Source organism: Fictibacillus iocasae (genome assembly GCF_042665465.1).
In the GTDB taxonomy this organism is placed as follows: Bacteria; Bacillota; Bacilli; order Bacillales; family Fictibacillaceae; genus Fictibacillus; species Fictibacillus iocasae.
In genome coordinates, this window is sequence record NZ_JBHTCP010000012.1 from 109955 (window position 1) to 133127 (window position 23173).

General features: G+C 45.5%; 21 protein-coding genes and 1 other annotated feature. Of the genes, 3 read left to right on the forward strand and 18 right to left on the reverse strand.

Annotated features, from left to right (window positions below):
- Nucleotide 1: 1 nt before the first annotated feature.
- From ACFQPF_RS06450 to ACFQPF_RS06495, 10 genes are all read right to left on the reverse strand, one after another.
- Entirely contained in the window at nt 2-946 is a 945-nt protein-coding gene (locus tag ACFQPF_RS06450; RefSeq protein ID WP_379747750.1) for a lysylphosphatidylglycerol synthase transmembrane domain-containing protein, read from the reverse strand.
- Nucleotides 922-1872 (reverse strand): GDP-mannose 4,6-dehydratase, encoded by a 951-nt coding sequence (locus tag ACFQPF_RS06455; protein WP_379747752.1) that lies wholly within the window; start codon nt 1870-1872, stop codon nt 922-924. The genes ACFQPF_RS06450 and ACFQPF_RS06455 overlap by 25 nt, the downstream gene beginning before the upstream one ends.
- Before the next feature lie 322 nt (nt 1873-2194).
- Entirely contained in the window at nt 2195-3394 is a 1200-nt protein-coding gene (locus tag ACFQPF_RS06460) for a hypothetical protein (protein WP_379747754.1), read from the reverse strand.
- A 256-nt stretch (nt 3395-3650) separates the two neighbouring features.
- A complete protein-coding gene (gene trxA / locus ACFQPF_RS06465; RefSeq protein ID WP_094252218.1) occupies nt 3651-3962 on the reverse strand; it encodes a thioredoxin in 312 nt (103 codons plus the stop codon).
- Between the two features lie 187 nt (nt 3963-4149).
- Nucleotides 4150-5127, reverse strand: coding sequence for an electron transfer flavoprotein subunit alpha/FixB family protein (locus ACFQPF_RS06470; protein ID WP_379747756.1), 978 nt, complete (start codon nt 5125-5127; stop codon nt 4150-4152).
- Between the two features lie 13 nt (nt 5128-5140).
- Nucleotides 5141-5911 (reverse strand): electron transfer flavoprotein subunit beta/FixA family protein, encoded by a 771-nt coding sequence (locus tag ACFQPF_RS06475; protein WP_379747758.1) that lies wholly within the window; start codon nt 5909-5911, stop codon nt 5141-5143.
- Between the two features lie 15 nt (nt 5912-5926).
- Nucleotides 5927-6700 carry an enoyl-CoA hydratase gene (locus ACFQPF_RS06480; RefSeq protein WP_379747760.1) on the reverse strand — a complete coding sequence of 258 codons (774 nt, stop codon included), beginning with the start codon at nt 6698-6700 and terminating at the stop codon, nt 5927-5929.
- A gap of 11 nt (nt 6701-6711) precedes the next feature.
- Nucleotides 6712-7308: a fatty acid metabolism transcriptional regulator FadR gene (gene fadR, locus ACFQPF_RS06485; RefSeq protein WP_379747762.1), complete on the reverse strand. Its 597-nt coding sequence runs from the start codon at nt 7306-7308 to the stop codon at nt 6712-6714.
- A gap of 319 nt (nt 7309-7627) precedes the next feature.
- Entirely contained in the window at nt 7628-8452 is an 825-nt protein-coding gene (gene pheA, locus ACFQPF_RS06490; protein WP_379747764.1) for a prephenate dehydratase, read from the reverse strand.
- 542 nt (nt 8453-8994) lie between these two features.
- Complete coding sequence (locus ACFQPF_RS06495; RefSeq protein ID WP_379747766.1) at nt 8995-10695, reverse strand: AMP-binding protein; 1701 nt, start codon at nt 10693-10695, stop codon at nt 8995-8997.
- A gap of 214 nt (nt 10696-10909) precedes the next feature.
- On the opposite strand from ACFQPF_RS06495, the gene ACFQPF_RS06500 reads away from it, so the two are divergent.
- Nucleotides 10910-11074, forward strand: a complete 165-nt coding sequence (locus ACFQPF_RS06500; protein ID WP_379747768.1) for a DUF6254 family protein — start codon at nt 10910-10912, stop codon at nt 11072-11074.
- 174 nt (nt 11075-11248) lie between these two features.
- On the opposite strand, the gene ACFQPF_RS06505 is transcribed toward ACFQPF_RS06500, so the two are convergent.
- The 5 genes from ACFQPF_RS06505 to zapA are packed head-to-tail and all read right to left on the reverse strand — an operon-like array spanning nt 11249 to nt 16654.
- On the reverse strand, nt 11249-11653 hold the full coding sequence (locus tag ACFQPF_RS06505; RefSeq protein ID WP_379747770.1) for a DUF350 domain-containing protein: 405 nt from the start codon (nt 11651-11653) through the stop codon (nt 11249-11251).
- A gap of 43 nt (nt 11654-11696) precedes the next feature.
- Nucleotides 11697-14054 carry an endonuclease MutS2 gene (locus ACFQPF_RS06510; protein WP_379747772.1) on the reverse strand — a complete coding sequence of 786 codons (2358 nt, stop codon included), beginning with the start codon at nt 14052-14054 and terminating at the stop codon, nt 11697-11699.
- Nucleotides 14055-14084: 30 nt separating this feature from the next.
- Nucleotides 14085-15800 (reverse strand): DNA polymerase/3'-5' exonuclease PolX, encoded by a 1716-nt coding sequence (gene polX, locus ACFQPF_RS06515; protein ID WP_379747774.1) that lies wholly within the window; start codon nt 15798-15800, stop codon nt 14085-14087.
- A gap of 54 nt (nt 15801-15854) precedes the next feature.
- A complete protein-coding gene (locus ACFQPF_RS06520) occupies nt 15855-16394 on the reverse strand; it encodes a CvpA family protein (protein WP_379747776.1) in 540 nt (179 codons plus the stop codon).
- On the reverse strand, nt 16391-16654 hold the full coding sequence (gene zapA, locus ACFQPF_RS06525; protein WP_379747778.1) for a cell division protein ZapA: 264 nt from the start codon (nt 16652-16654) through the stop codon (nt 16391-16393). The genes ACFQPF_RS06520 and zapA overlap by 4 nt, the downstream gene beginning before the upstream one ends.
- Before the next feature lie 151 nt (nt 16655-16805).
- On the opposite strand from zapA, the gene rnhC reads away from it, so the two are divergent.
- Complete coding sequence (rnhC, locus tag ACFQPF_RS06530; RefSeq protein WP_379747780.1) at nt 16806-17753, forward strand: ribonuclease HIII; 948 nt, start codon at nt 16806-16808, stop codon at nt 17751-17753.
- Nucleotides 17754-18166: 413 nt separating this feature from the next.
- Here the strand turns inward: rnhC and pheT are convergent, their stop codons facing one another.
- The 3 genes from pheT to ACFQPF_RS06545 all read right to left on the reverse strand — a co-directional run bounded on the left by pheT (nt 18167) and on the right by ACFQPF_RS06545 (nt 22770).
- A complete protein-coding gene (gene pheT, locus ACFQPF_RS06535) occupies nt 18167-20590 on the reverse strand; it encodes a phenylalanine--tRNA ligase subunit beta (RefSeq protein ID WP_379747782.1) in 2424 nt (807 codons plus the stop codon).
- A gap of 14 nt (nt 20591-20604) precedes the next feature.
- Nucleotides 20605-21639 carry a phenylalanine--tRNA ligase subunit alpha gene (gene pheS, locus ACFQPF_RS06540; RefSeq protein ID WP_379747784.1) on the reverse strand — a complete coding sequence of 345 codons (1035 nt, stop codon included), beginning with the start codon at nt 21637-21639 and terminating at the stop codon, nt 20605-20607.
- A 64-nt stretch (nt 21640-21703) separates the two neighbouring features.
- Nucleotides 21704-21926, reverse strand: a binding site (T-box leader).
- A 76-nt stretch (nt 21927-22002) separates the two neighbouring features.
- A complete protein-coding gene (locus tag ACFQPF_RS06545; RefSeq protein ID WP_379747786.1) occupies nt 22003-22770 on the reverse strand; it encodes a TrmH family RNA methyltransferase in 768 nt (255 codons plus the stop codon).
- A gap of 127 nt (nt 22771-22897) precedes the next feature.
- Here ACFQPF_RS06545 and sspI point away from each other — a divergent pair, with 127 nt between their 5' ends.
- Entirely contained in the window at nt 22898-23104 is a 207-nt protein-coding gene (sspI, locus tag ACFQPF_RS06550; protein WP_379747788.1) for a small acid-soluble spore protein SspI, read from the forward strand.
- Nucleotides 23105-23173 lie beyond the last annotated feature (69 nt).

The following is a 23173-nucleotide window of genomic DNA, read 5'->3' on the forward strand; positions in this document are numbered from 1 at the left end:
CTTATGCACGTTCCTTTTCAAGCCATTTTTTTAACATTACAATCGAAACAGGAGCAGCCAATGCTAGATAGAGGCCTGCGCCAAATGAGTAGACAAACTTAAATGCATGACTTGCGACCGCCGTTTCAAAAGCTGTCTGCATCGGTACCTGCAGCGTTCTTAATGCTCCAGTCATAACAGCTTCATACGTTCCGACCCCTCCTGGCGAGAAGTGGAATACCTGGCCTGCAATCGTGACACTCGTCGTCCACCAAGCTGCCAGAAACGAAAGCTCCTGACGAAGAATAACCGCTGTAAAATAGAGCACAAACGATTCTAGCATCCAGCTCATCATCGTGAATAGAAAGATTAGACTTCCCCTTTTGCTAGTAAACAGTGAGCGTACAGGATAGAAGAAGTTTTGAAGCGTCTCTCGCTTATTGCTAACTATAAGCAGCCCGCATACTAGCAAGAGTATTACTCCAGCAAACAGCTGCCATAAGCCGGTGTAAAGCTTTGCTCCGATATACAGAGACCCTATGGATGCAACGGCTCCTAAAAATAGCATATCCAATATACGAAGTACAGCAACGGATTGCAGTGATCTTAACCAGCTTGCAGCACCATTTGATTTGTATGCTAAATATCCTGCTCTCACGGCATCTCCAGCTTTAATCGGCAGCACATGATTTAAAAACAAGCTGTATAACAACCCGTTCACATAGATACGTAATGACAGCCCTTTTACCGGGATAAACCATTTCCATGCGGCAGCACGAAGAACAAATGCGGCTGTATACGCGATGATTGCGGCAGCTGTAAGGACTGGTGCTTCAATAAAGCGAGAGGCTAGCTTATTTAGTGTGCCTGGTGGAAGAAGCCAGACTATTACATATAGGACGAACAGCAAAAACAGACTGCTGGCCGCGATTCTGGCTGCGCTTATCTTAAATACGTTCTTCCCCAATGGACGGTCCTTTCCAGCCCTTCTTCAAGAGAAAATCTGGGCTGATAGCCTAATTCAGATGTTGCTTTTTCTATATCCGCCCACGTCGCATCAACATCACCCATTCGTTTAGGAGCGTATTCCTTTTCAAGTTGCGGAAAATGCTTTCGCAGAACAGTGGTCAGCGTTTCGAGCGTTACGGGATTTCCGCTTCCAAGGTTATAGGTTTTCTCGCCTGCTGGGTTTTTCAGCGAAAGATAGATGCCTTCTATGATGTCATCGATATACGTATAGTCACGCGCGCTGTTTTGGTTATACAAATGCAGCTTTTCTTTTCGCAAAAGCTTGTTCATAAAGATGGGAATTGCCATGTCTGGCCGTGCCCAAGGTCCATATACGGTAAAGAAGCGGAGTATTGTCAGGTCAAAACCGTACAGGTTTCGATACGCACGGCAAAATGATTCCGCTCCAAATTTCGCAGCCGCATAGGGCGATGCCACATTGCCATCTGCGTCTCCTTCTTTTGATGCCCTCCTCTTTCCCCCGCTATCTCCGTATACTGAGGAAGAAGAAGCAAAGACAACATGAGAGATTCCAGCTTCACCTGATGCGCGCAGCAAGTTAACGGTCGCTTTAATATCATAGTCGATGTATTGAAGCGGGTCTGCGATAGATGCCGGTACACCAGGGATGGCTGCAAGGTGAATCACCTTCTGAAATGAACGGCCGGTCAGCCATTCCTTCAGCTGAATTTCATCTAGCAGATCTATCTCATAAAATTCAAATTCCCCCGCCTTTTTGGCTTCTGCCAGCTGGTCGAGCTTTTGCTGTTTGCTGTAATAGCTATGAAAGGAATCGATCAGCGTCAGATCATATCCTTCTTTCACAAGCCTTTTAGCCAAATGGCTTCCGATAAATCCGGCACCGCCGGTGATTAAAATACGCAAGTTCTCACCTCTATCAAGCATTTTACCACATAAAGAAAACTTGGCTGACGCGCCATGTCAGCCTTAGTTGCCCTTATACTTTATCCCTGAACTTTTTGACTGCGTCGTGTATACCTTCACAGTTAAAAAGTTATTTTTCTTAAAGTATAAAGAAAACTTGGCTGACGCCATGTCAGCCTTAGTTGCCCTTATACTTTATCCCTGAACTTTTTGACTACGTCGTATTCCTTCACAGTTAAAAAGTTATCTTTCTTAAAGTGATAAGAAATGAAACCTTCTTAAAGTATAAGAAAAAGCCGCACATGCCGCGGCTTTTTTTGTCTTATTTTGACAGCTTCGATACTTCAGCTGTCAGCTTTTCTCCAAGCTTCGCTGCCTCTTCCTTATTTTCAGAAGAGATCGCTTCAAACCATTTTTGGCTGTCATCAAGAAGCAATTTCGCTTGTTCTTCACCAAGCTTTTTCTGAAGCTCCATTTCAATCGCTTTTAAGAATACGATTCCTTCAAGAGCTCCAACTCTTGCTTCTGTCGCTTCGCCTTCTTCAAGTGCTTTTGGCGCTTTTCCTAAGTAGCTGTTGATCTTGCCAGCGAATGCTTTCGTGAAGAGATCGTTTACTTTTTCTGGATCAATCGCTTCAGGCTTCGTTTCATTTAATGTGAATGTCTTGTTGATCTCAGCTGCTGCCGCTTCATCACCGCCGCTGAGGGAACCTTTAATAGCCTGGAAGAAGCCCCAAGCTTCTGCCTGCTTCTGTAGAATCTCATCTTTCGCTTCGCCTGCTTTCACGGCTTCTGCAATTTTTGCTGCATAAGAACTCGAAGCCAGATAATAGCTGCGGTAGATCGATTTGTCAGTCAGCTGGACATACACTTTAAAATCGTCCACATTTTTATCGTTAAGCGCTTTTTCTTGCGCTTCTAAACCGTTGTTGATTCCTTCGACAATGCTCGCTTCACCCTGAAGCTTGTAGTACTCATCACGCTTCACAGCTGTCGGGATGAAAACCTTTTCAGCAAGAAGCTTCAGCTCGCCAAACGCAAGTTTCGCTTCTTCTTCTTTCTTTCCTTCTAATGCTGTTGCTGCATCTTTGTGAAGACGTTTTTGTTTTTGATAGAAGTAAGACTGCGTTACTTTGTCAACAAGCTGGCGTGCCACATTGTTATCGAGTTCTTTATTTTTCGCTCCATCAATTGCTGCTGTGATCGCTTGATCCATTTCGCCGCTTTCATCTACTTCAGTAACTTGCTCTTGCAGCTTGCTGCTGTAAAGACCAGATACTTTTTCCCAGTCTACTTCTTTTCCTTCCTTTGCTTTCTCCATCTCCGCTTTCATTTCTTCGTATGCTGTAATCTGGGCAGCGGTTTCAGACTTTTCTACTGAGACAACTTCACTCTTTGTTTCCTCAGCTGATTGCTCTGTTTTCTTCTCTTCTTGCTTCTCCGCTTTTTCTTCTTTTCCACATCCAGAAATGATGCCTGCTGCTAATAAAAACGCGGATAACACTGCTGCTTTCTTGTTCATGCTCTTTCTTCCCCCTAAAATGTATGTAATGCCTTGCACTTAGTATTGATAATGATTTTCATTTCCATTTCGTATTATAGCGAGAATGATTATCAGCGTCAATCCCTTTTTTAACATGGAAAAAAGAAGCAGTAAAATGAAGGGGTCCGGTACATTTAACCCTTCATCCGCAGCTAACCGCGGATACAGGGTGATGGTACCGGACCCCAAAAGGAAAGAAAAAAATAAGCCCGGACAAGCTGTCCGGGCGTCTACCTTATTTATGCTTTTCTAAAAGCTGAGCTAATGCTTCTTTCGGCTGGAATCCAACCACTTGTTCAACTAGTTCTCCATCCTTGAACACCATCAGTGTCGGGATGCTCATTACTCCGTATTTGCCTGCTGTTTCTTGGTTCTCGTCCACATCAAGCTTTACGATCTTAACCGCTTCGTTCTCTTGGTCAAGCTCTTCAAGAACCGGTGCAATCATTTTACAAGGTCCGCACCATGGCGCCCAGAAGTCAGCCAGGACTAAGCCCTCAGAAGTTTCCGTATTAAATGTTTGGTCTGTTGCGTTTACAATCGCCATTCAAAAATTCCTCCTTTAATAAATCTACAGAGAGTATACCACCTGTTTTTTTCGAACACCTAACACTTTGCTCACAGTATATCGTACCCAACACGTCTTTATACAAAACATGAGGGTAAGAAAGAATGACTCTAAACATAAAAACAGGAAGGAAACAGAAGCCTCCTTCCTGAATATCGATGATGGTTTATGACTTGACGAGCACTTTTTTAAATTCTTCAGTCAAAAGCGGAACGACTTCAAACAAGTCGCCTACGATGCCATAGTCTGCAATCGAGAAGATGCTCGCTTCTGGGTCCTTGTTGATCGCCACGATCACTTTGGAGTTGCTCATCCCTGCTAAGTGCTGGATAGCCCCTGAGATTCCGCATGCGATATAAAGGTCTGGTGTAACTACTTTTCCTGTCTGGCCGATCTGAAGGGAATAATCGCAATAGTCCGCATCGCATGCTCCACGTGAAGCACCTACTGCTGCACCTAGAACATCCGCAAGCTCCTGCAGCGGCTTGAAGCCATCCGTTGATTTTACGCCGCGTCCTCCCGCTACGATTACTTTCGCTTCTGAAAGATCGACACCTGTAGAAGCTTTGCGCACAACGTCTTTCACGATCGTGCGCAAATCTTTGATGTCAGCAGAAACGACCGTTGTTTCGCCAGTTTTGCTGTCGTCTTTCTCAAGCGGCTCAATGTTGTTCGGACGAATCGTGACAAAAATTGTGCCATCTTGGATCAATTTCTTTTCAAACGCTTTTCCTGAGAAGATCGGACGTGTGAAAATAACATTGTCACCAGCTTGCTCGAGGCCTGTCACATCGGAAATAAGACCAGACTCAAGTCGTGCTGCAAGACGCGGCGCCAGGTCTTTGCCGAGTGCTGTGTGGCCGAAAACAATCGCCTCAGGTGATTCTGAATCGAACACTTGCTTAACGGCCTGGAAGAAACCGTCTGGCGTATACAATTCAAGCTTCTCATCTTCTACTGCGATTACTCGGTCAGCACCGTACTGATACAGCGACGCACCAAGGTCTTTCACATTTTTGCCGCAAAGCAGCCCGAGCACTTCTCCACCGTCCGCGATTTGTTTCGCGGCTGCAATCGCCTCGTATGATACGTTTCTTAATTCCCCGTCACGTACTTCTGCAAGAACCAATACCTTTTTTGCCATGATGATTCCCTCCTTATATGACTTTCGCTTCCGAGCGGAGCAAGGAAACTAGTTCTTTTACTTGATCTTGTGTTTCACCTGACAAAATTTTGCCTGCTTCCTTTTTCGGCGGCAAGTAGATTTCCACTGTTTTTGTTTTCGCTTCAAGCTCATCCTCATCGATATCGATGTCATCGAGTTCTAGCGTTTCTAGCGGCTTTTTCTTCGCTTTCATGATCCCTGGAAGAGAAGGATAGCGAGGCTCGTTCAATCCTTGCTGTGCAGTCACGAGAAGCGGCAGTGTTGTCTGAATCGTTTCCACGTCGCCTTCTACATCGCGCTCAATCGTTACATCCTTTCCAGCCACTTCGATCTTTGTGATCGTCGTTACGTACGGGATATTCAGCAGTTCAGCCAGACGTGGTCCGACTTGTCCTGTTCCATTGTCGATCGCAACGTTTCCGCCAAGAATGATGTCATATTCTTTGTCATTAAAGTAAGCGGCAAGAATAGTTGACGTCGTAAATTGATCCCGGCTCTCCAGATCCTCGTCAGAAATTAGAACGGCTTTATCCGCACCCATAGCAAGCGCCGTGCGGAGTTCCTTCTCAGCCTCTTCGCTTCCTACCGTTACAACCGTTACTTCACCACCGTGAGCGTCTTTTAATGTGATCGCTTCTTCAATCGCATACTCGTCATATGGATTGATGATAAACTCAGCACTATCTTCCGAAATCTTTCCGCCGTTAATAACGATCTTTTCTTCGGTATCAAACGTACGCTTTAGAATGACAAAAATGTTCATCTTTTTCCCCTCCGTTTATCGGTCTTTAAATTCTGGCTTTCGTTTTTCAATAAATGCTGTGATGCCTTCTTGCCCATCTGCTGACATGAATGCTTTGCCAAACAGCTCACGTTCTTTTACCGCACCTTCACTCCATCGCCCTTGCCGTGCATATTGCAAAAGTTCAAGGGTGAATGATACGGAAACAGCGCTTTTTGCTGCCGTCTTGAGCGCAAGGTTGTAAGCCTTTTCATAAACTTGGTCAGCAGGATATGCAGCACTTGCAAGCCCGAACGCAACAGCATCCTTACCTGAGATCGGGTCGCTTGTCAGCAGCATTTCTGCTGCTTTTGCCGTGCCAACATAATACGGGAGTCGCTGTGATCCAGCAAAGCCAGGAACAAGACCTAGCGTCAATTCTGGCAACCCAAGCTTTGCATCTTCTGCCACATATCGTATATGGCAAGCCATGGCGAGCTCTAATCCGCCGCCCAGAGCTGCACCATGAATGGCTGCAATGACTGGCTTGCGGAAGTTTTCAATGCGGTCAAAGAGATCTTGTCCGTACTTTCCAAGCTCTGCAAATCCTTCTTCATCTTTAACAGTCGTAAACTCTTTAATGTCTGCCCCAGCTGAGAAAAACCTTCCTTCACCGTGAATCAGCACCGCTTTTACTTCTGCATCCGATTCAATCGAATCAAATGCTTCTCCGAGCTCTTTGATCAAGCCGGAGGATAAAGCGTTTGCCGGTGCGCGGTTTAAGGTAATCACTGCGATTCTTTCTTTCTTTTCTAAAAGCAAGTAATCCATCTCTCTCCTCCTTATTTAACAGGCAGATGGCCGCACAAGCCATTAACGAGCATTTTGTGGATCGGATCTGCAAGTATGCGGAGACCGTATCGATGATCGTTCATGACCCAGTTCGTGGCCGTTTCATCGATCGTACCGAATATCATCTGGCGGGCGAGCCTGTAATCCATGTCAGAGTTAAACGTTTTGGACTCCATTCCCTCTTTTAGGATGTTATCAATCAGCGTTAAGTACCGCTTCAGCACCTCACCAATTTTCAGCCGCAGTTCGCGGTTCGTCTGGCGCAGCTCAAGCTGCGTCACGATGGAGAGCTCATGGTCGGCTTCAAGCTGTTTGAAATGCATCTCAACGAGTGTATGAAGCTTTTCAACGGCCGATTGCTGCCCTTTTAGTTCATTCTCTGTTTTTTCAATGAAAGATCCCATTTTCTCATTGAAAACGGACACAAGAAGATCCTCTTTATTCTTGAAATAAAGGTAGATCGTGCCGTCTGCAACTCCCGCTTCTTTGGCAATCTTTGAAACTTGTGATTGATGATAGCCATGCATAGCGATAACCGTGACAGCCGCGTCAATGATCTTTTCGTATTTAGGCCCTTTCCTTTTCATGACATCTCCCCATTTGCTTGCAATCCAACGTGCTTATTTGTAAAAATGAATGATTGTTCATTCATAATTGTAAAATAAGTCGCTGTTTTCTGTCAATTTATTTTCTCATAACAAGGCTACTTCTCACAAGCATTCTTTATTCATAGCGTGCTCGCCTCATCGTATCACTGAACCGAAGTCCGGTACACCATTAATAGAAACGCTGGTCACTATAAAAAATAGAGAGGGCTAAACCAAGTACTATGGTGCCGTACAAAAGTAAAATCCTCTCTTTTCACTGCACCATGACTAGAGTCAAGCCCTTTCGATAACTAATGATTTATAGCTTCGTTGTATGATAGCTCCCTAAGACGCTCACTTCATGTCCGAATGCCTGAAGGATCGAGACGGCTTTTTTCATTCTGTCATCATGCATGCCCTTTTGAGCTTCAATAAAAAAGTGGTAGGTACCTAATTGTTTCTTTGTCGGGCGCGACTCAATCCATGTCAAGTTGATTGACAGTGCTGTGAACACGTTTAAGATCGATGACAACACGCCAGAATAATCTTCAGTAGGTGAGATCAAGAGCATCGTTTTTGTTCTTTCTTGGTGCTGCACGTTATTCTCCTTGCTCACGACGATGAACCTTGTATGATTGTTTTCATTATCCTGAATGCCGCTTTTGGCGATATGAAGACCAAACAGTTTGGCCGCTGCATGAGAGGCAATCGCCGCTACATCATGCCGTTCTTGATTCATGACCGCCTGCGCTGCTGAAGAAGTACTGTCAAACTGTCTCGTTTTCAATTTGTTCGTTCTGATCAGCTCCCTGCATTGTGCGAGAGCGGGTACGATAGACCACACTTCACGAATATCCTGTAAAGACGCATGTTCTTTTGTAAGAAGATGCAGAGAAACCGGGAATATGAGTTCCGCTTCAACAAACAGGTTGTATGTCAGCAAACCATCAGCGGTCATATTGATGGTGCCTTCAATCGAATTTTCAATCGGTACGATGCCTTTATCTGCTGCACCTTCTCCAACTGCTTCGAGAACATCAACGATCGAATCGCATGGAAGCCACTCATGATTGACTTCCGAAAAGTATCGGTGAGCGGCTTCCTCTGAGAAGCTTCCTTGTGGTCCTAAATATGCTGCTTTCATTGTGAGTAACGCCTGCCTTTTTTGCTTTTCATATGAGTATAACGCTACTATTCCAACACTCCAATAAATATTAAAAAAAAGATAAAGAAAACTTGGCTGACGCCATGCCTTTCAGTCAGCCTTAGTTGGCCTTATACTTTGTTCCTAAACTTTTTGACTGCGTCGACGGCCTTCACTGTTAAGAAGTTATGCTTCCTTAAAGTGTAAAGAAAACTTGGCTGACGCCTTGCCTTTCAGTCAGCCTTAGTTGCCCTTATACTTTGTTCCTAAACTTTTTAACTGCGTCGACGGCCTTCACTGTTAAAAAGTTATGCTTCCTTAAAGTGTAAAGAAAACTTGGCTGACGCCTTGCCTTTCAGTCAGCCTTAGTTGCCCTTATACTTTGTTCCTAAACTTTTTGACTGCGTCGACGGCCTTCACTGTTAAAAAGTTATGCTTCCTTAAAGTGTAAAGAAAACTTGGCTGACGCCTTGGTTTTAAGTCAGCTTTAGTTGCCCTTACACCCTTAAAATAAAAAAAAGAGCCTAAAGGATGGCTCTTTACTACGCTTGTTTCACATCTGCTTCCTGCTTTTCTTTTTCTTCTTCAATTAAAACGCGGCGCAAAATTTTACCGACCATTGTTTTGGGAAGTTCATCGCGAAATTCATACAATCTTGGCGCTTTGAAGGCAGCTAAACGCTCGCGGCAAAATGCATTCAGTTCTTCTTCCTTGCATACCGCACCTTCTTTTAAAACTAAAAAAGCTTTAACCGTCTCTCCCCGATAAGGATCCGGAACACCGATCACAACCGCTTCTTTAACGGCAGGATGCTCATAAAGCACCTCTTCCACTTCACGAGGATAGATATTAAATCCTCCAGCGATAATCAGATCCTTTTTCCTGTCAACAATAAAGAAATAGCCTTTCTCATCCATATAACCCATATCTCCCGTTAGGAGCCATCCGTCCCTCAACACAGCAGACGTTTCTTCCGGCTGATTCCAATAGCCCTTCATGACCTGAGGACCCCTGACAGCCATTTCGCCAATTTCACCTGGCTCCGCCAGCTCATCGGAATCGGACTTGAAAATAGCACATTCCGTATCTGGCCATGGCAGGCCGATGCTGCCTTTTACCTGACTGCCGTAAATTAGATTAGCATGTGTAACAGGAGATGCTTCAGTCAGCCCATATCCTTCTACAAGCGTGCCGGATATGACTTGCTGAAACTTTTCCTGCACTTCCACTGGCAGTGGCGCCGACCCAGAAATGCATGCTTGAATGGAAGAAAGATCGTATTTCTTTAGATCAGGATGATTCAAAAGAGCGATATACATTGTTGGTGCACCTGGAAAAAGGGTTGGCTTTTGCTTATGAATCGTCTTGAGCACTTGTTCAGGCTCAAAACGCGGCAATATGACAAGCTTTGCTTTTGTCATGATTCCAAAGTTCATAACGACTGTCATACCATAAACATGGAAAAACGGCAAAGCAGCCAGAACGACTTCCTTTTCATCAGATGTTCTGTAAAGCCAAGCACCGCATTGCTTCGCGTTAACGACAAGGTTCCGATGAGTGAGCATTACCCCTTTAGCAGGTCCTGTCGTCCCTCCCGTGTATTGCAGCAGAGCAAGGTCTTCTGCAATATCAATCGCTACTGAAGGCTCCGTGCTGTTCCCTTTTTTCACTAGCTGCTTAAAAGGATGCACTCCGCCTCCATACGTGATATCTACCGAGATAGTTGGGTTCTGTCTTTTTTGGACGAAAGGGTACAGCACGTTCTTTGGAAAAGGCAGGTAATCCTTAACCGATGTAACGATTACATTTTTAATCGACGATACTTTTCGTGCAGCAGATACACGGCCGAATAAAAGGTCAAGACAAATAATTGTTTCTGCTCCGCTGTCGATCAGCTGATGCTTCAGTTCACGCTCTGTGTAAAGCGGATTCGTCTGAACAACAATCCCGCCTAAATACAAGGTGGCATAATAGGCGATGACCGCCTGCGGACAGTTTGGAAGCATCACTGCCACTCTGCTTCCTTTTGCGACACCTAGAGAGGATAGGGAGTTCGCAAATTTGACCGACTGATCGTAAAGCTGTTTGTAGGTCATTTCAAAGCCTAAAAAGTGAAGCGCTGTTTTATCTGGTTTTTCTGCAGCTGCTTCGGTTAAATACGCGAATAAAGGTTTAGTGCCGTACTCAAGATGACTGGAAACTTCATTTGGATAGCTGTTAAGCCAGCGTCTTTCCATCTTCATCTCTCCCTTCAATTCACGACTGCCTAAAAAAACTTTCTCTTCTCTATCTTCATTATATTGAAACCGCATACAATTTAATATATTTTTTTAAAAATTTAAAAAATTAATTTGATTTTGCCGATTATTGTCGTGACCTGTCCCTATAAATGGACGAGTGGAAAAACGAATACGTGAGCGAGTGAGTGGGATGTTAAGGATGAAAGGAGGAGATAAAATGACACACTCAAAAAGCCGAAGAGAAGGCGAGAACCGCTTACGAAAAGAAACACAGCATCCCCACGGAAAAGTGAAATCGTTTCAAGAGCTTTCGGACGGCAGTGTGACAAACAGCCAGCCACCAGCGGCTCATCCTGCTGATTATGATGAGATTGATTATTGATCTTGATGTAAGATAGAAAAAGACCGGCCTATCAGTGCACATGTAAGTGATACTGATAGAACGGTCTCTTTGTCTTACGTTTTACACAAAAAATAACAGGTACACAAATCCGGCTGTGATAAACACTCCGCTGCATACGAAAAGGACTTTCATTAATGTTTCCATAACAGTCTCCTATTCAATCCCCGCTCCGATTACGAAAGACAACCCGATCGAGATCACCATCGAAATAAAGCCGACAGCCCGGTTATCGTTCTCGATTTCAGCGTCAATCTGAAAACGAGGAGTTAAAAACTCGAATATAAAATAACTCGCCAATAAAAGGACAAAGCCGAAGATTCCCCAAGCGACCATCATCATTAATGAGTCGTTCTGCTGAATAGAGAACCTGAAAATGTTGGCGATTCCGAAAATTTTACCGCCTGTCGCCATGGCTACAGCCATGTTGCCGTCCTTGATTTCCTGCCAGTTTTTATACCGTGTCACGAGTTCGAAAACGGCAAGAAATAAAATCAGGCATAACACGACCACGCTGTAATTGGCTGCCGTTTTTACAAACGGGTTCGACATAAACTCCATGAGTTAAATTCTCCTAATGTCTTTAAGGTTATAGTAAGCAGCCTTATTTCAAAACGGCAACCGTAACGCCGCCTCCTCCTTCGCCTGCTTCCCCCATGCGGGTGGATTTAACACTGCGGTGATTCTTCAGTAGATCTTGTACACCGCTCCTCAGCGCCCCAGTACCTTTGCCATGAATAATTGAGACTTGATGGAAGCCAGCCATCACGGCTTCATCCAAATACCGGTCCACTTCAATCATGGCGTCCTCGAAGCGCTTGCCGCGCAAGTCAAGCTCCGGCCGTGTATTGCCTCCGCCCCCTGAAAGTTTTACGAATGACCGAGGCTCAGGTTTCACTTTTTCCTGTTTCACTTTTTCAAGAGCTGAAGCAGCAACATTCATTTTCATGATGCCGATCTGAACTTGGTATTCTTTGCTGCTTACCTTCTCCACAATAAATCCTTTTTGTCCGAAAGTCAGCACCTTTACTTCTTCGCCAGGGGCAAAATCAGTGTTCGCTTTTTTTGTGCTCTTAGGCTGGGCTTTGCTCTTCTTTTCAGGAACCGCATTCTCCAGCTTCTTTTTCGCTTCAATCAATCTATGTTCTTTAATAGTGCCGCCGCTCTTTTGCAGCTCTCTAAGCTCGCGGATGACTTCTTCTGCTGTTTCCTGCGCTTCTGCAACAGCAAATTCCGCTTCCTCACGTGCTTTTTCAAATATACGGACTTTTTGCGACTCCAGCTTTTCCAGCTCATTTTCCAGATCTGCTTTTAGCTTCTCTGCCTCTTTGCGGATTTCTCTCGCTTCTGCCATCTCTTGTTCCGCACGTTTCTGATTGTCTTCTAATGAGCGGATCATGTTATCGATCTGGTTATCTTCGTCTGAGATCTGAGCTCTTGCCGAATCGATGATTTTGGGCTCCAGTCCAAGCCGCTTCGAGATTTCAAACGCGTTGCTTCGTCCGGGAACGCCAACAAGCAGCCGGTAAGTCGGCCTCAGTGTCTGCACATCAAACTCCACACTGGCGTTCATGACGCCATCTCGGTTATACGCATAGGCCTTTAATTCGCTGTAATGGGTTGTCGCCACAATTCTTGCTCCCCTCGCAAAGGCGTAATCTAGTATCGAGATAGCAAGGGCGGCCCCTTCCTGCGGATCTGTGCCGGCACCAAGCTCATCAAACAGTACGAGGCTGTCACGGTTTACGTGCTTCAAGATTTCTACAATATTGACCATATGTGAAGAGAAGGTACTTAACGACTGTTCAATCGATTGCTCATCCCCAATATCGGCATAAATGGACTCGAAAACAGCCATTTCTGATTCTTCCTCAGCCGGAATGTGCAGGCCGCACTGAGCCATGAGAGAAAGCAGGCCGATCGTTTTAAGCGTAACGGTTTTCCCTCCTGTATTCGGTCCCGTAATGACAAGCGATTGAAAATCCCCTCCAAGCTCCACACTGATCGGCACGACCGTCTCTTGATCTAAAAGAGGATGTCTGCCGCTGCGGAGCTTTATATAGCCTTTATCGTTCACAATCGGGCTAGTTGCTTTCAGTTGAGCGGCAAAACGGGCTTTAGCAAAGATAAAATCAACTTCCGCAAGCTGTTCAACGTTTAACAGCAGCTCTTGTGCATGCTCGCCTGTTTTTGCAGAAAGTTCCCGTAAAATGCGCTCGATTTCTCGCGTTTCTTTTGCTTTTTCTTCACGCACCTGATTGTTCATCGCTACAATCGCTTCAGGCTCAATAAAAAGAGTCGCACCGCTCGATGACTGATCGTGCACCATACCGCCGAAGCTCCCGCGGTATTCCTGTTTAACAGGCAGCACGAAACGGTCATTGCGGATGGTCACGATAGCATCCGAAAGCATCTTTTGATAGCTTGACGAACGGATGTAGGACTCCAGCTTCTCGCGCACTCTCGATTCGAGTGTGCGAAGATGCTGCCTTATCGTCTTTAGTGCAGGGCTCGCATCATCTGAGACCTTTCCGTTATCATCAATTGCATACGTGATGTCTTGCTCGAGATCTTGAAGTGGATCGATCTCAGCCACAATCATGCCTAAGACAGGCACTTCTATTCCATCCTCTATCATGCCTTCAACAAACCGTTTGAACCTTCTGCCGCCGTATATAGTCGTAGCGATGTCAAGCAGTTCTTCCGGGTTAAGCATGCCTCCGATTTCAGAACGCTTGACAGCAGGCCGGATATCCCGTATCCCGCCTAGAGGCGCTTGCCCTTTCAGCCTGAGCACTTTCACTCCTTCATTCGTGCGTTCTTGTCTGCTTACCACTTCTTCGAGCGAGACAGCCGGCTCAAGTTTTGCAATTTTGCCAGCTCCAAGTGAACAGCTGGCATGTTTCTTTAACATATCCAATATTTTTGACAGTTCAAGCACGCGTATCGCTTTTCCATGCATGCCAATGTCCCCCTTTTGTGAGGAAAAAGTTTACTTGTTTCTCTGCAAGTACTTTTCCAATTGCGATAAGCTCATCGTGTTCAGCACGTTCTCTTTGGCGATCCATCCTCTTCGTGCTGCCGATATGCCGATGTTCATATGCTTCATTGTTTCTTTATAATGAGCGTCCGTATTAATCGATAGCATCACACCGTTTTCCTGTGCGAGCTTCAGCCAGTTGGAGGCGAGATCCAGGCGGTTTGGATTGGCGTTCAGTTCTAGCGCCGTACCTGTTTGGGCGGCTAATCGGATTAATTCTTCCACATCCACGTCATAGCCGTCTCTCCGCCCGATCAGCCTTCCTGTCGGATGAGCAATCAAATCGACGTGTTTATTTTCAAGCGCCGTTTTTAAGCGATCCATGATTTTTTGTCTGCTTTGTGAAAAAGAACTGTGTATGCTTGCGATGACAAAATCCATTTCTTCAAGCAGATCATCATCGTAATCAAGCGAACCATCCGGCAGGATATCCATTTCTATTCCAGCGAGTATTTTAAAGCCATTGAATTTTTTATTTAGCCGATCAATTTCTTTTCTCTGCATACGCACACGTTCTGGCGTCAGCCCGTTTGCCACCCTCAAATATTGAGAATGATCCGTGATCGCCATGTATTCATAACCTTTTTCCATCGCCTCCTGTGCCATCTCCTCGAGGGAATGCGCACCGTCACTCCATGTTGAGTGCATATGCAGGTCACCTTTAATATCCTCAAGCTCTATTAATCTATGAGCCTTTTGAAACATTTCAATTTCATCCGTCCCTTCGCGCACTTCCGGCGGAATCCAATTCAATCCGAAATGCTGATAGAACGCTTCTTCTGTCTCAAAATGTAAAACCTTGCCCGAATCCAGCACTTCCACCCCGTACTCACTGATTTTTTCACCTCGCTCTTTAGCGAGCTGGCGCATCTTAACGTTATGGGCCATAGATCCAGTGAAATGATGCAAAGTTGTCGCAAATTCTTCAGGTTTGACGAGTCTAAAATCGATTGAAATGGAAAAATCACGCTCAACCACGATCGATACTTTCGTTGGCCCCTGGGCAATGATTTCAGTTATATTAGGCAAAGCAACAAGCTGATTCTTCACTTCTTCTGGGCGATTGGTAGAAATAATAAAATCCAAATCCTTGATCGTCTCGCTTCCTCTTCGCAGACTTCCTGCCCGAGAGAACTTTTCGATTGCTTCCATGAGAGACAACTCGTACTCAATTCCTTCTGCTACAGGCAGCATATACGCAATCGGAAGCCTGTCGGGACGCTTTCCGATGCTTTCTAGCGATTTGAGAATCTTTTCCTCTGTCTTCGCGCCGAATCCCGCAAGCGTTCTGACCTGTCCGTTCTCACAAGCCTCTTTTAAGCTGTCAATATCCGTTACGCCAAGCTCACTGTACAGCTTCGCGATCTTCTTCCCTCCAAGATTCGGCACGTCAAGCAGTGTAAAGAGCCCTTCTGGCAAGGAGGATTGAAGCTCTTCCAGCAGTGAGGATTTTCCTGTTTCCATCATTTCCATTATCACTTGTGCCGTTCCTTTGCCGATGCCGTTGATCTGTGCTGGATCCGTTATTTCATTCATTGGGCGGTCATCCGCTTCAAGCGCATTGGCAGCCTTACGGTAAGCGGATATTTTAAAACTGTTTTCACCCTTGATTTCTAAATATAAAGCAATCCATTCCAGTGTTTTTACGACTTGCTTTTTATTGACCAATGTAATTTAAGCCTCCTTATTAATGAAGAAAAAACCTCTCCGAAAAGGAGAAGTTTAGGCGTTCTTCATCCATAGATCTTTTACAGCGTCTGAGAAGACAGGGGTGTTCTCTACCATTCCCTGCGCAAGCCATGATCCCTGATAGTATGCTTGAATGTTTTCAGCAGGTACGAGTGACGCAATATAAAGAAGGATAAATGCAATTAAATACACTTCGATAAATCCGAAAAAACCACCAAGAAGACGATTTGCCGAATGGAGGATCGGAAGCTTCGCCAAAAAGTCGAGCATTGACCCCAAAATTTGCAAAAGAATTTTTGTTCCGAAAAACAAAATAGCAAACGCGATTGCCCGGTAATAAGCGTCTTCAAGGGGGATCGCATTCAGCAGCATGCCTACTGGACTGTCTCCGGATGGAGCCGGATATGGAACCCAGAGCTTCACATGCGGCGTCAGGTCATCAAAATAAAGGTAAGCTACTATGTATGCAGCGACAAAGCCTGCAAGATGGACAATTTGCATGATCAGTCCGCGTTTAAGTCCAATCAGGAACCCCGCTGCCAATAACAAAAGCAATATGATATCCAGCATCATTCTTCCTCATTTCTTAAGTGCTGTTGCATTTTTTTTAGCTCTTCTTTAATCTTTAAGTATTCGTTCATCGTATTGACCGCAGCCAGTACGGCAATTTGTTTTGTGTCGAGAAATCGGTTATGCATTTGTATTTCCCGCATTTTCTCATCAACCTTTTCAGCCACCAGGCGAATGTGAGTGGAAGTTTCGGTCCCTGAAATGGTATAAGGGTGCCCGTAAATCTCGACCGTGGTACGGGTTTTCTTTTTATCTTCCGCCACGTTTAAAACCTCCAATCTTTTTCCTGCCCGCTTTTTCGGCAGGTAAACCTATAGTCTATCTTATCAAAAATTGTCCTATCTTGAAAATATTTGTTCAGAGACTTGAAGAAATTATGAAAAATATGGAATGCAACCAGGAGGTTCATTAAACATGTCACACGTCGTCAAAATGATGTCTGTCGAAAACATAAATAAAATGAAAACAGCACTCACTGCCTCACTTACCCCGACGCCGCCGCCCGGCAGCTTTTTTTCCGCCAAGCTCCCAGGCTGCGCAATCACAGCCTACAAATCAGGCAAAGTCCTTTTCCAGGGGAAATCAGCTGAAGCCGAAGCGGCGAAATGGGATGGCAATCCGACTTCACCAGCTGCCAAAAAAACGTCTGCACCGAAACAAGCGCATCGGTTCTCACCGCCCCCTAACATCGCAAAACTTGCTGTTATCGGAAGTGATGAAGTCGGTACAGGAGATTATTTCGGCCCGATTACCGTCGCGGCTGCTTTTGTTCATCCTGGACAGTTTGAACTGCTAAAAGAACTTGGTGTAAAAGACTCTAAAAACCTGAACGATAAGCAGATCATAGAAATCGCCAAAAATTTAATCGTTACGATTCCGTACAGCCTTCTTGTCCTGCCTAATCCTAAATACAATGAGCTGCAGAAAACTGGGATGACACAAGGAAAGATGAAGGCTATCCTCCATAACAGAGCGCTGCAGAACGTGATACAGAAGCTAGAAGGAACGCCTTATGACGGAATTCTAGTGGATCAATTCTGTGAACCAGATATCTATTTTTCTCATATACGAAAGGAGAAGGAACAGCTTCGTGACAGGATGTACTTCTCAACAAAGGGAGAATCTGTTCACCTGTCGGTAGCAGCCGCATCCATCATCGCGCGCTACAGTTTCTTAAAAGAGATGGATACGTTAAGCGCAAAAGCAGGTGCGGTTCTTCCTAAGGGAGCCAGTTCGCTCGTTGATGCAAAGGCGGCAGAACTGCTTGAGAAACACGGTGAGGCTATATTACACAATGTAGCCAAAACACACTTTGCCAATACAAAAAAAGCATACAACCTTTTATTAAAGAAAAAACAGTGACCGTTTATTGAACTATTGCTATGAAGAAATCTAAGAAGTCGTTGATCTGCGTTACAGGTGCACACTTATCCAAAGGGGTGAAACGAAAGCAGTAAGGGCTCGTCTAGCCCCAACAAGCAAATGAGAAAGGGACCGAGAAGATCGGTTTGTGACTTATTGGGCACTGGCTCATTTGACCTCGAGGGGCTCGCCCTTTCTGCTGAAGTCGGCACCTGAGACGAAGATCAACTTCTGCAATGAAGGATTCAAAGATGCCCAGAAACAGATTTAGCTAGTAAAGTCTTCATGCATCAGGCTCTAAAGTAAATTTGGCCCCGTTTTTATGCGAGCTTTAAAGTGATCATTTTTTCCATATATCCATAGTAAAAGGCAGTACCATTTCGCTGTTAGCGTTGGTACTGCCTTTTTGGTGTTTATTTTCTTAAGGTTGCGCCAAATCTTTCTTCGAGGCTGTGCAAGACTCTTTCGTAGCTTTTTGTTACTTCTTCGTCTGTGAGTGTGCGTTCTGGGTCATAGAATTTAAGGGAGAAGGCTAGAGATTTCTTTCCTTCTTCCAGTCTATCACCTTGGTAGAGGTCGAACAGCGTCACTTCTTTCAGAAGGGAGCCTGCTGCTTCTTGGATGACGGTGTAGAGATCTCCTGCCGGCAGCTTTTCATCGACCAGAAGCGCGATATCTCTTGTCATAGACGGATAGCGCGGCAATGTTTGATAGACGAGCTGGTCGGTTTCAGCTGTGAGTAGTTTTGATGCATCCAGTTCAAAGACGAATGTTTCACCCAGATCTAGCTCTTTTTGACGTGCCGGGTGAATTTGACCGACGAATCCGATGTAAATGCTGTCCAGCTTCACTGCTGCAGTGCGTCCAGGGTGCATGCCATCGATGACCTCCTGTTCGTACGTTACTCGGTTCTCTAACCCCATCTCTTCAAACAATCCTTCAAGAATTCCTTTTACTAAGTAAAAGTCTGTTTTCTTCTTCTCGCCTTGCCATAAGTGTTCCTGATAAAGCCCTGTCATCGCTCCGGAAAGGTATAGCTTTTCTTCTGGAAGATCGTTTAACGTTTCCTGCTTGTTCACATAAACAGAGCCTGTTTCGTAAACTGCGATATTTTCACTGCTTCGGTTTTGGTTATATTGAATCACTTCCAAAAGCTGCGGAATCAGCGTCATTCTGAGTGTGCTTCGCTCTTCACTCATTGGATGAGAAACAGAAACCGGATAGACCGCTTCTTTTCTGTTGGAGAAACCAAGCGCTTTTTCCGGAGTGGTCAGCGAGTATGTGATCGCCTGATACAGCCCCGCACCTTCCATATACGCACGAATCTTACGACGGCCGGACTGAAGCGGAGTTAAGCCGCCCGGGCGCGCTTCTGACAGTAGGAACGTCGTCGGGATGCGGTCATATCCGTAAATACGGCCCACTTCCTCAACAAGATCTGCGTCAATCGCAATGTCAGGGCGTCTTGATGGAACCGTCACGGTGAAAGAATCGCCGTTGTTCTCGTGTTCGAATCCGAGCCTGTCGAAAATTCTGCTCGTCTCTTCAGCCGAGATGCTTGTTCCGAGCAGCTTGTTGATACGGTCTAGCGTGACGCTTACTTTATAAAGCGGCACGGTCTGTTCTCCCGCCTCTGCCTTGCCTGCAGCAGGTGTTCCTCCCGCGTACTGAGACAGCAGCATAACCGCGCGTTCCGCTGCCTGGACAACACGGTTGCGGTCGATTCCTTTTTCATAACGGCTGCTTGCTTCATTTCTTAGACCGAGATCCTTGGATGCCGCTCTTACTCGTTTCCCGTCAAAATAAGCGGCCTCAAGCAATATATTTTTCGTGTCAGACTGCACTTCAGACTCAGCGCCGCCCATCACACCTGCAACCGCAACCGGCACGGTGCCGTTGGTGATCACTAGATGCGTATTTTTTAATGTGCGTGTCTGACCGTCTAGTGTCTCGATCGTCTCGTCGCTGTTTGCACGGCGCACAAGAACTTCCTTTGAACCAAAACGGTCATAATCAAATGCGTGCAGAGGCTGGCCGTATTCAAGCAGTACATAGTTGGTGATATCGACAACGTTGTTGATCGGACGGATGCCTGCTGCCATCAGTCTGTTCTGCATCCATAATGGAGAAGGAGCCACCGTGACGTTCTCAATGACATAAGCAGCGTAGTACGGATTGTCTTCTTTGTTCTCTATTTTTACTGATACAAAGTCATTTGCCGCATTTTCGCTTTCTGTATATGACACTTCAGGTATCTTCACCTCTTGCTGAAGGATCGCAGCCACTTCATGAGCGATACCGAGCATGTTCAGGCAGTCCGCACGATTCGGTGTGAGGCCTAGCTCAAGAACATGATCATGAAGGTTCAAATACTCCAGTGCATCTGTTCCAGGCTCTGCTTCTTCAGGCATCACGAAAATGCCTGTCTGGTACTCTTTTGGCACTAGCTTTGTTTCCACTCCAAGCTCTTGAAGCGAGCAGATCATGCCGTTTGATTCCTCGCCGCGAAGCTTGGCTTTTTTAATCTTGAAGTTGCCCGGCAGTACAGCTCCTGGTGCCGCAACAGCCACTTTTTGACCGGCTGCAACGTTCGGTGCTCCACAAACGATTTGGGACAGCTCGCCTGCTCCAACGTCCACTTGGCATACTCTGAGCTTGTCAGCGTTAGGGTGCTGAACACATTCCTTTACGTGCCCGACGATGACTCCTGTTACCCCTTTGTTCAGGTTTTCGACGATTTCTACTTCAATCCCGCTTTTCGTGATCTTATCACCGAGTTCTGCTGGAGACACGGTCACATTTACATAATCTTTCAGCCAATTATATGATAACAGCATGCTTATGCCCTCCTTTAAACGTTTCTGAATTGCTTTAAGAACCGGATATCGTTCGCGTAAAAATGACGGATATCATCAATGCCGTACTTCAGCATCGCGATTCGCTCAGGACCCATCCCGAAAGCAAAGCCTGTATATTCTTTTGAATCAAAACCAGCCATCTCGAGCACGTTCGGGTGAACCATGCCTGCTCCCAGAATTTCGATCCAGCCTGTATGTTTACAGATCGAGCACCCTTTTCCTCCGCACTTAAAGCAGGAGATGTCCATCTCGACAGACGGCTCCGTGAACGGGAAAAAGCTTGGGCGGAGACGGATTTTGCGGTCCTCCCCGAACATTTTCTTCGCGAACGTTTCTAATACGCCCTTCAGATCGCTCAATCGCACGTTTTTGTCGACAACGAGCCCTTCGATCTGCATGAACTGGTGTGAATGTGTCGCATCGTCATTATCGCGGCGGTACACTTTTCCTGGTGAAATGATCTTAACCGGCCCTTGCCCCTCATGCTTCAGCATCGTTCTAGCCTGAACAGGGGAAGTCTGCGTACGCAGCAGGAATTCTTCTGTCACGAAGAATGAATCCTGCATGTCCCGTGCTGGGTGGTCTTTGGGCAAGTTAAGCGCCTCAAAATTATAATAATCCGTCTCAACTTCAGGACCTTCTGCAATCGTGAAGCCCATGCTTAAAAACAAATCCTCAATTTCTTCTACAACGCTAGTGAGCGGGTGTGAGCTCCCTTTTTTGGCAGGACGCCCTGGCAGCGACACATCAATTGTTTCTTCTGCAAGACGTTTAGCAATTTCAGCTTCTTCAAGTTCAGCACTTTTAGCATCCAGCCCCTGCTGAATCCCATCTCTTACTTCGTTGGCATATGCTCCTACAACTGGTCGTTCTTCAGCAGATAGCTTGCCCATCCCTTTCAGCACTTCAGTAATCGGGCCTTTTTTCCCTAAATACTCGACTTTAATCGCTTGAAGTTCTTTTAAGTCAGAGGAAGCATGAATTTTCTCAAGTGCTTCCGCTTTAAGCGCCTCTAATCTGTCTTTCATTTTTCATTGTCCTCCTTTAATTTTCTCTTGTTAAGGGCGGAAAACACAAAAAATCCCCGTCCGGCTAAGGGACGAGGATATCGCGGTACCACCCAAATTAACAGTATTGTGTTCACTGTTCACTTCTAAGCGTTAACGGCGTTCAGCCGGTCTGCCCTACTCATGTTTCAGGCAGCAGCTCCGGAGGGAATTCGACAGTGCCGCCAAAGAAATGCTTCCAGTCATGGCATTTCATCCCTGTTATTGGCGTGTGCAGTCTGTGTACTGCTCTCCATCATAGCTTGTTTTATATACATTTGCGTTTTTATTATATATGAATGCTTTTGAAAAATGCAATCATCCGCAGACAATTTTTCTTTTCTTTTATTTACGCGTACGCTGCAGTTCGTATAAAAGAATGCCTGTCGCAACTGCCACATTAAGAGATTCTGCTTTTCCGAAAATGGGGATGATCAGTTTTTCATCTGCTTCCTTTAGCCAGGCCTCTTGTACGCCGCTTCCTTCATTTCCAACCAGCAAGGCAAACCCTTCGGCTGGCTGGATGTCTCTCATATCTGAAGAATCCTTTAAAGAAGTGGCATATACTGTGATTCCGCTCTTTTTGCAGGATTCAACCGCCTCCTTCAAATTCATTTTCACGACCGGGATATGAAAAACAGAACCCTGTGCTGAACGCATCACTTTGCCGTTATACACATCGACTGTTCCTTCGCCCAATATGACCGCATCCACACCCGCACTGTCCGCTGTCCGGATGATCGTCCCAAGATTGCCGGGATCCTGGACACCATCTATCAATACCAATTTGCTCTTTGAAGAAAGATCAAGGTTCTCACTGTCCGTCATTCCGCATACAGCTACAACACCTTGCGGCTTTTCGGTTTCACTGAGTGTCTTAATAATTTTTTCTGTAACTTGCCATACAGGGATGCGTCCTGTATCCCAGCTTTCCGGCAGTGGGAAATTCTCTTCTACAATAAGATGCTTAATGTCCGCATTATAGGAAAGGGCTTCTTCTACAAGATGCGGCCCCTCAATAATAAATGTTCCTGTTTTTTCTCTTTCCTTTCTCGTGAGAAGCTTCTTCCACTGCTTCACGGAAGGATTCGAATCTGATTCAATTCGCTTCATAATACCTAACTCCTTTAACATGCTTTTCTTATTATATCTGCAAATGCATGCATAAACAAAGGCTGCGTAATAAAAAATAAAGCATAGCACATCTTAATGGTGTAAAGATAACTGAGGAGTGAAAATAATGGACCTTAATTTAAGAAAAGCCGTCTTAAATAACGTATCAGGAAATAACAAGCAGCAGCTTCAAGATACGATCGTTGATGCCATCCAGAGCGGAGAAGAAAAAATGCTTCCTGGTCTAGGGGTCTTATTCGAAGTTCTATGGAATAACGCTGACGAGCAGAAAAAAGACGAAATGCTCGGAATTATGTCAGAAGGATTGAAGTAATGTTTAGGGGGTCCGGTACATCCTCGTCGACACAGCGGATTGACCCGTGTTGTCGAGGATAAGTACCGG

Bases quoted from the DNA above. Each gene is read 5' to 3' on its own strand.
- ACFQPF_RS06470 (WP_379747756.1), bottom strand. From the start codon at position 5,127: ATGGCAAAAAAGGTATTGGTTCTTGCAGAAGTACGTGACGGGGAATTA.
- ACFQPF_RS06545 (WP_379747786.1), bottom strand. From the start codon at position 22,770: ATGAAGCGAATTGAATCAGATTCGAATCCTTCCGTGAAGCAGTGGAAG.
- ACFQPF_RS06460 (WP_379747754.1), bottom strand. From the start codon at position 3,394: ATGAACAAGAAAGCAGCAGTGTTATCCGCGTTTTTATTAGCAGCAGGC.
- rnhC (WP_379747780.1), top strand. From the start codon at position 16,806: ATGTCACACGTCGTCAAAATGATGTCTGTCGAAAACATAAATAAAATG.
- pheT (WP_379747782.1), bottom strand. From the start codon at position 20,590: ATGCTGTTATCATATAATTGGCTGAAAGATTATGTAAATGTGACCGTG.
- pheS (WP_379747784.1), bottom strand. From the start codon at position 21,639: ATGAAAGACAGATTAGAGGCGCTTAAAGCGGAAGCACTTGAGAAAATT.
- fadR (WP_379747762.1), bottom strand. From the start codon at position 7,308: ATGAAAAGGAAAGGGCCTAAATACGAAAAGATCATTGACGCGGCTGTC.
- sspI (WP_379747788.1), top strand. From the start codon at position 22,898: ATGGACCTTAATTTAAGAAAAGCCGTCTTAAATAACGTATCAGGAAAT.
- pheA (WP_379747764.1), bottom strand. From the start codon at position 8,452: ATGAAAGCAGCATATTTAGGACCACAAGGAAGCTTCTCAGAGGAAGCC.
- ACFQPF_RS06480 (WP_379747760.1), bottom strand. From the start codon at position 6,700: ATGGATTACTTGCTTTTAGAAAAGAAAGAAAGAATCGCAGTGATTACC.
- ACFQPF_RS06500 (WP_379747768.1), top strand. From the start codon at position 10,910: ATGACACACTCAAAAAGCCGAAGAGAAGGCGAGAACCGCTTACGAAAA.
- ACFQPF_RS06510 (WP_379747772.1), bottom strand. From the start codon at position 14,054: ATGCATGGAAAAGCGATACGCGTGCTTGAACTGTCAAAAATATTGGAT.
- trxA (WP_094252218.1), bottom strand. From the start codon at position 3,962: ATGGCGATTGTAAACGCAACAGACCAAACATTTAATACGGAAACTTCT.
- ACFQPF_RS06520 (WP_379747776.1), bottom strand. From the start codon at position 16,394: ATGATGCTGGATATCATATTGCTTTTGTTATTGGCAGCGGGGTTCCTG.
- ACFQPF_RS06495 (WP_379747766.1), bottom strand. From the start codon at position 10,695: ATGAAGATGGAAAGACGCTGGCTTAACAGCTATCCAAATGAAGTTTCC.
- ACFQPF_RS06475 (WP_379747758.1), bottom strand. From the start codon at position 5,911: ATGAACATTTTTGTCATTCTAAAGCGTACGTTTGATACCGAAGAAAAG.
- ACFQPF_RS06505 (WP_379747770.1), bottom strand. From the start codon at position 11,653: ATGGAGTTTATGTCGAACCCGTTTGTAAAAACGGCAGCCAATTACAGC.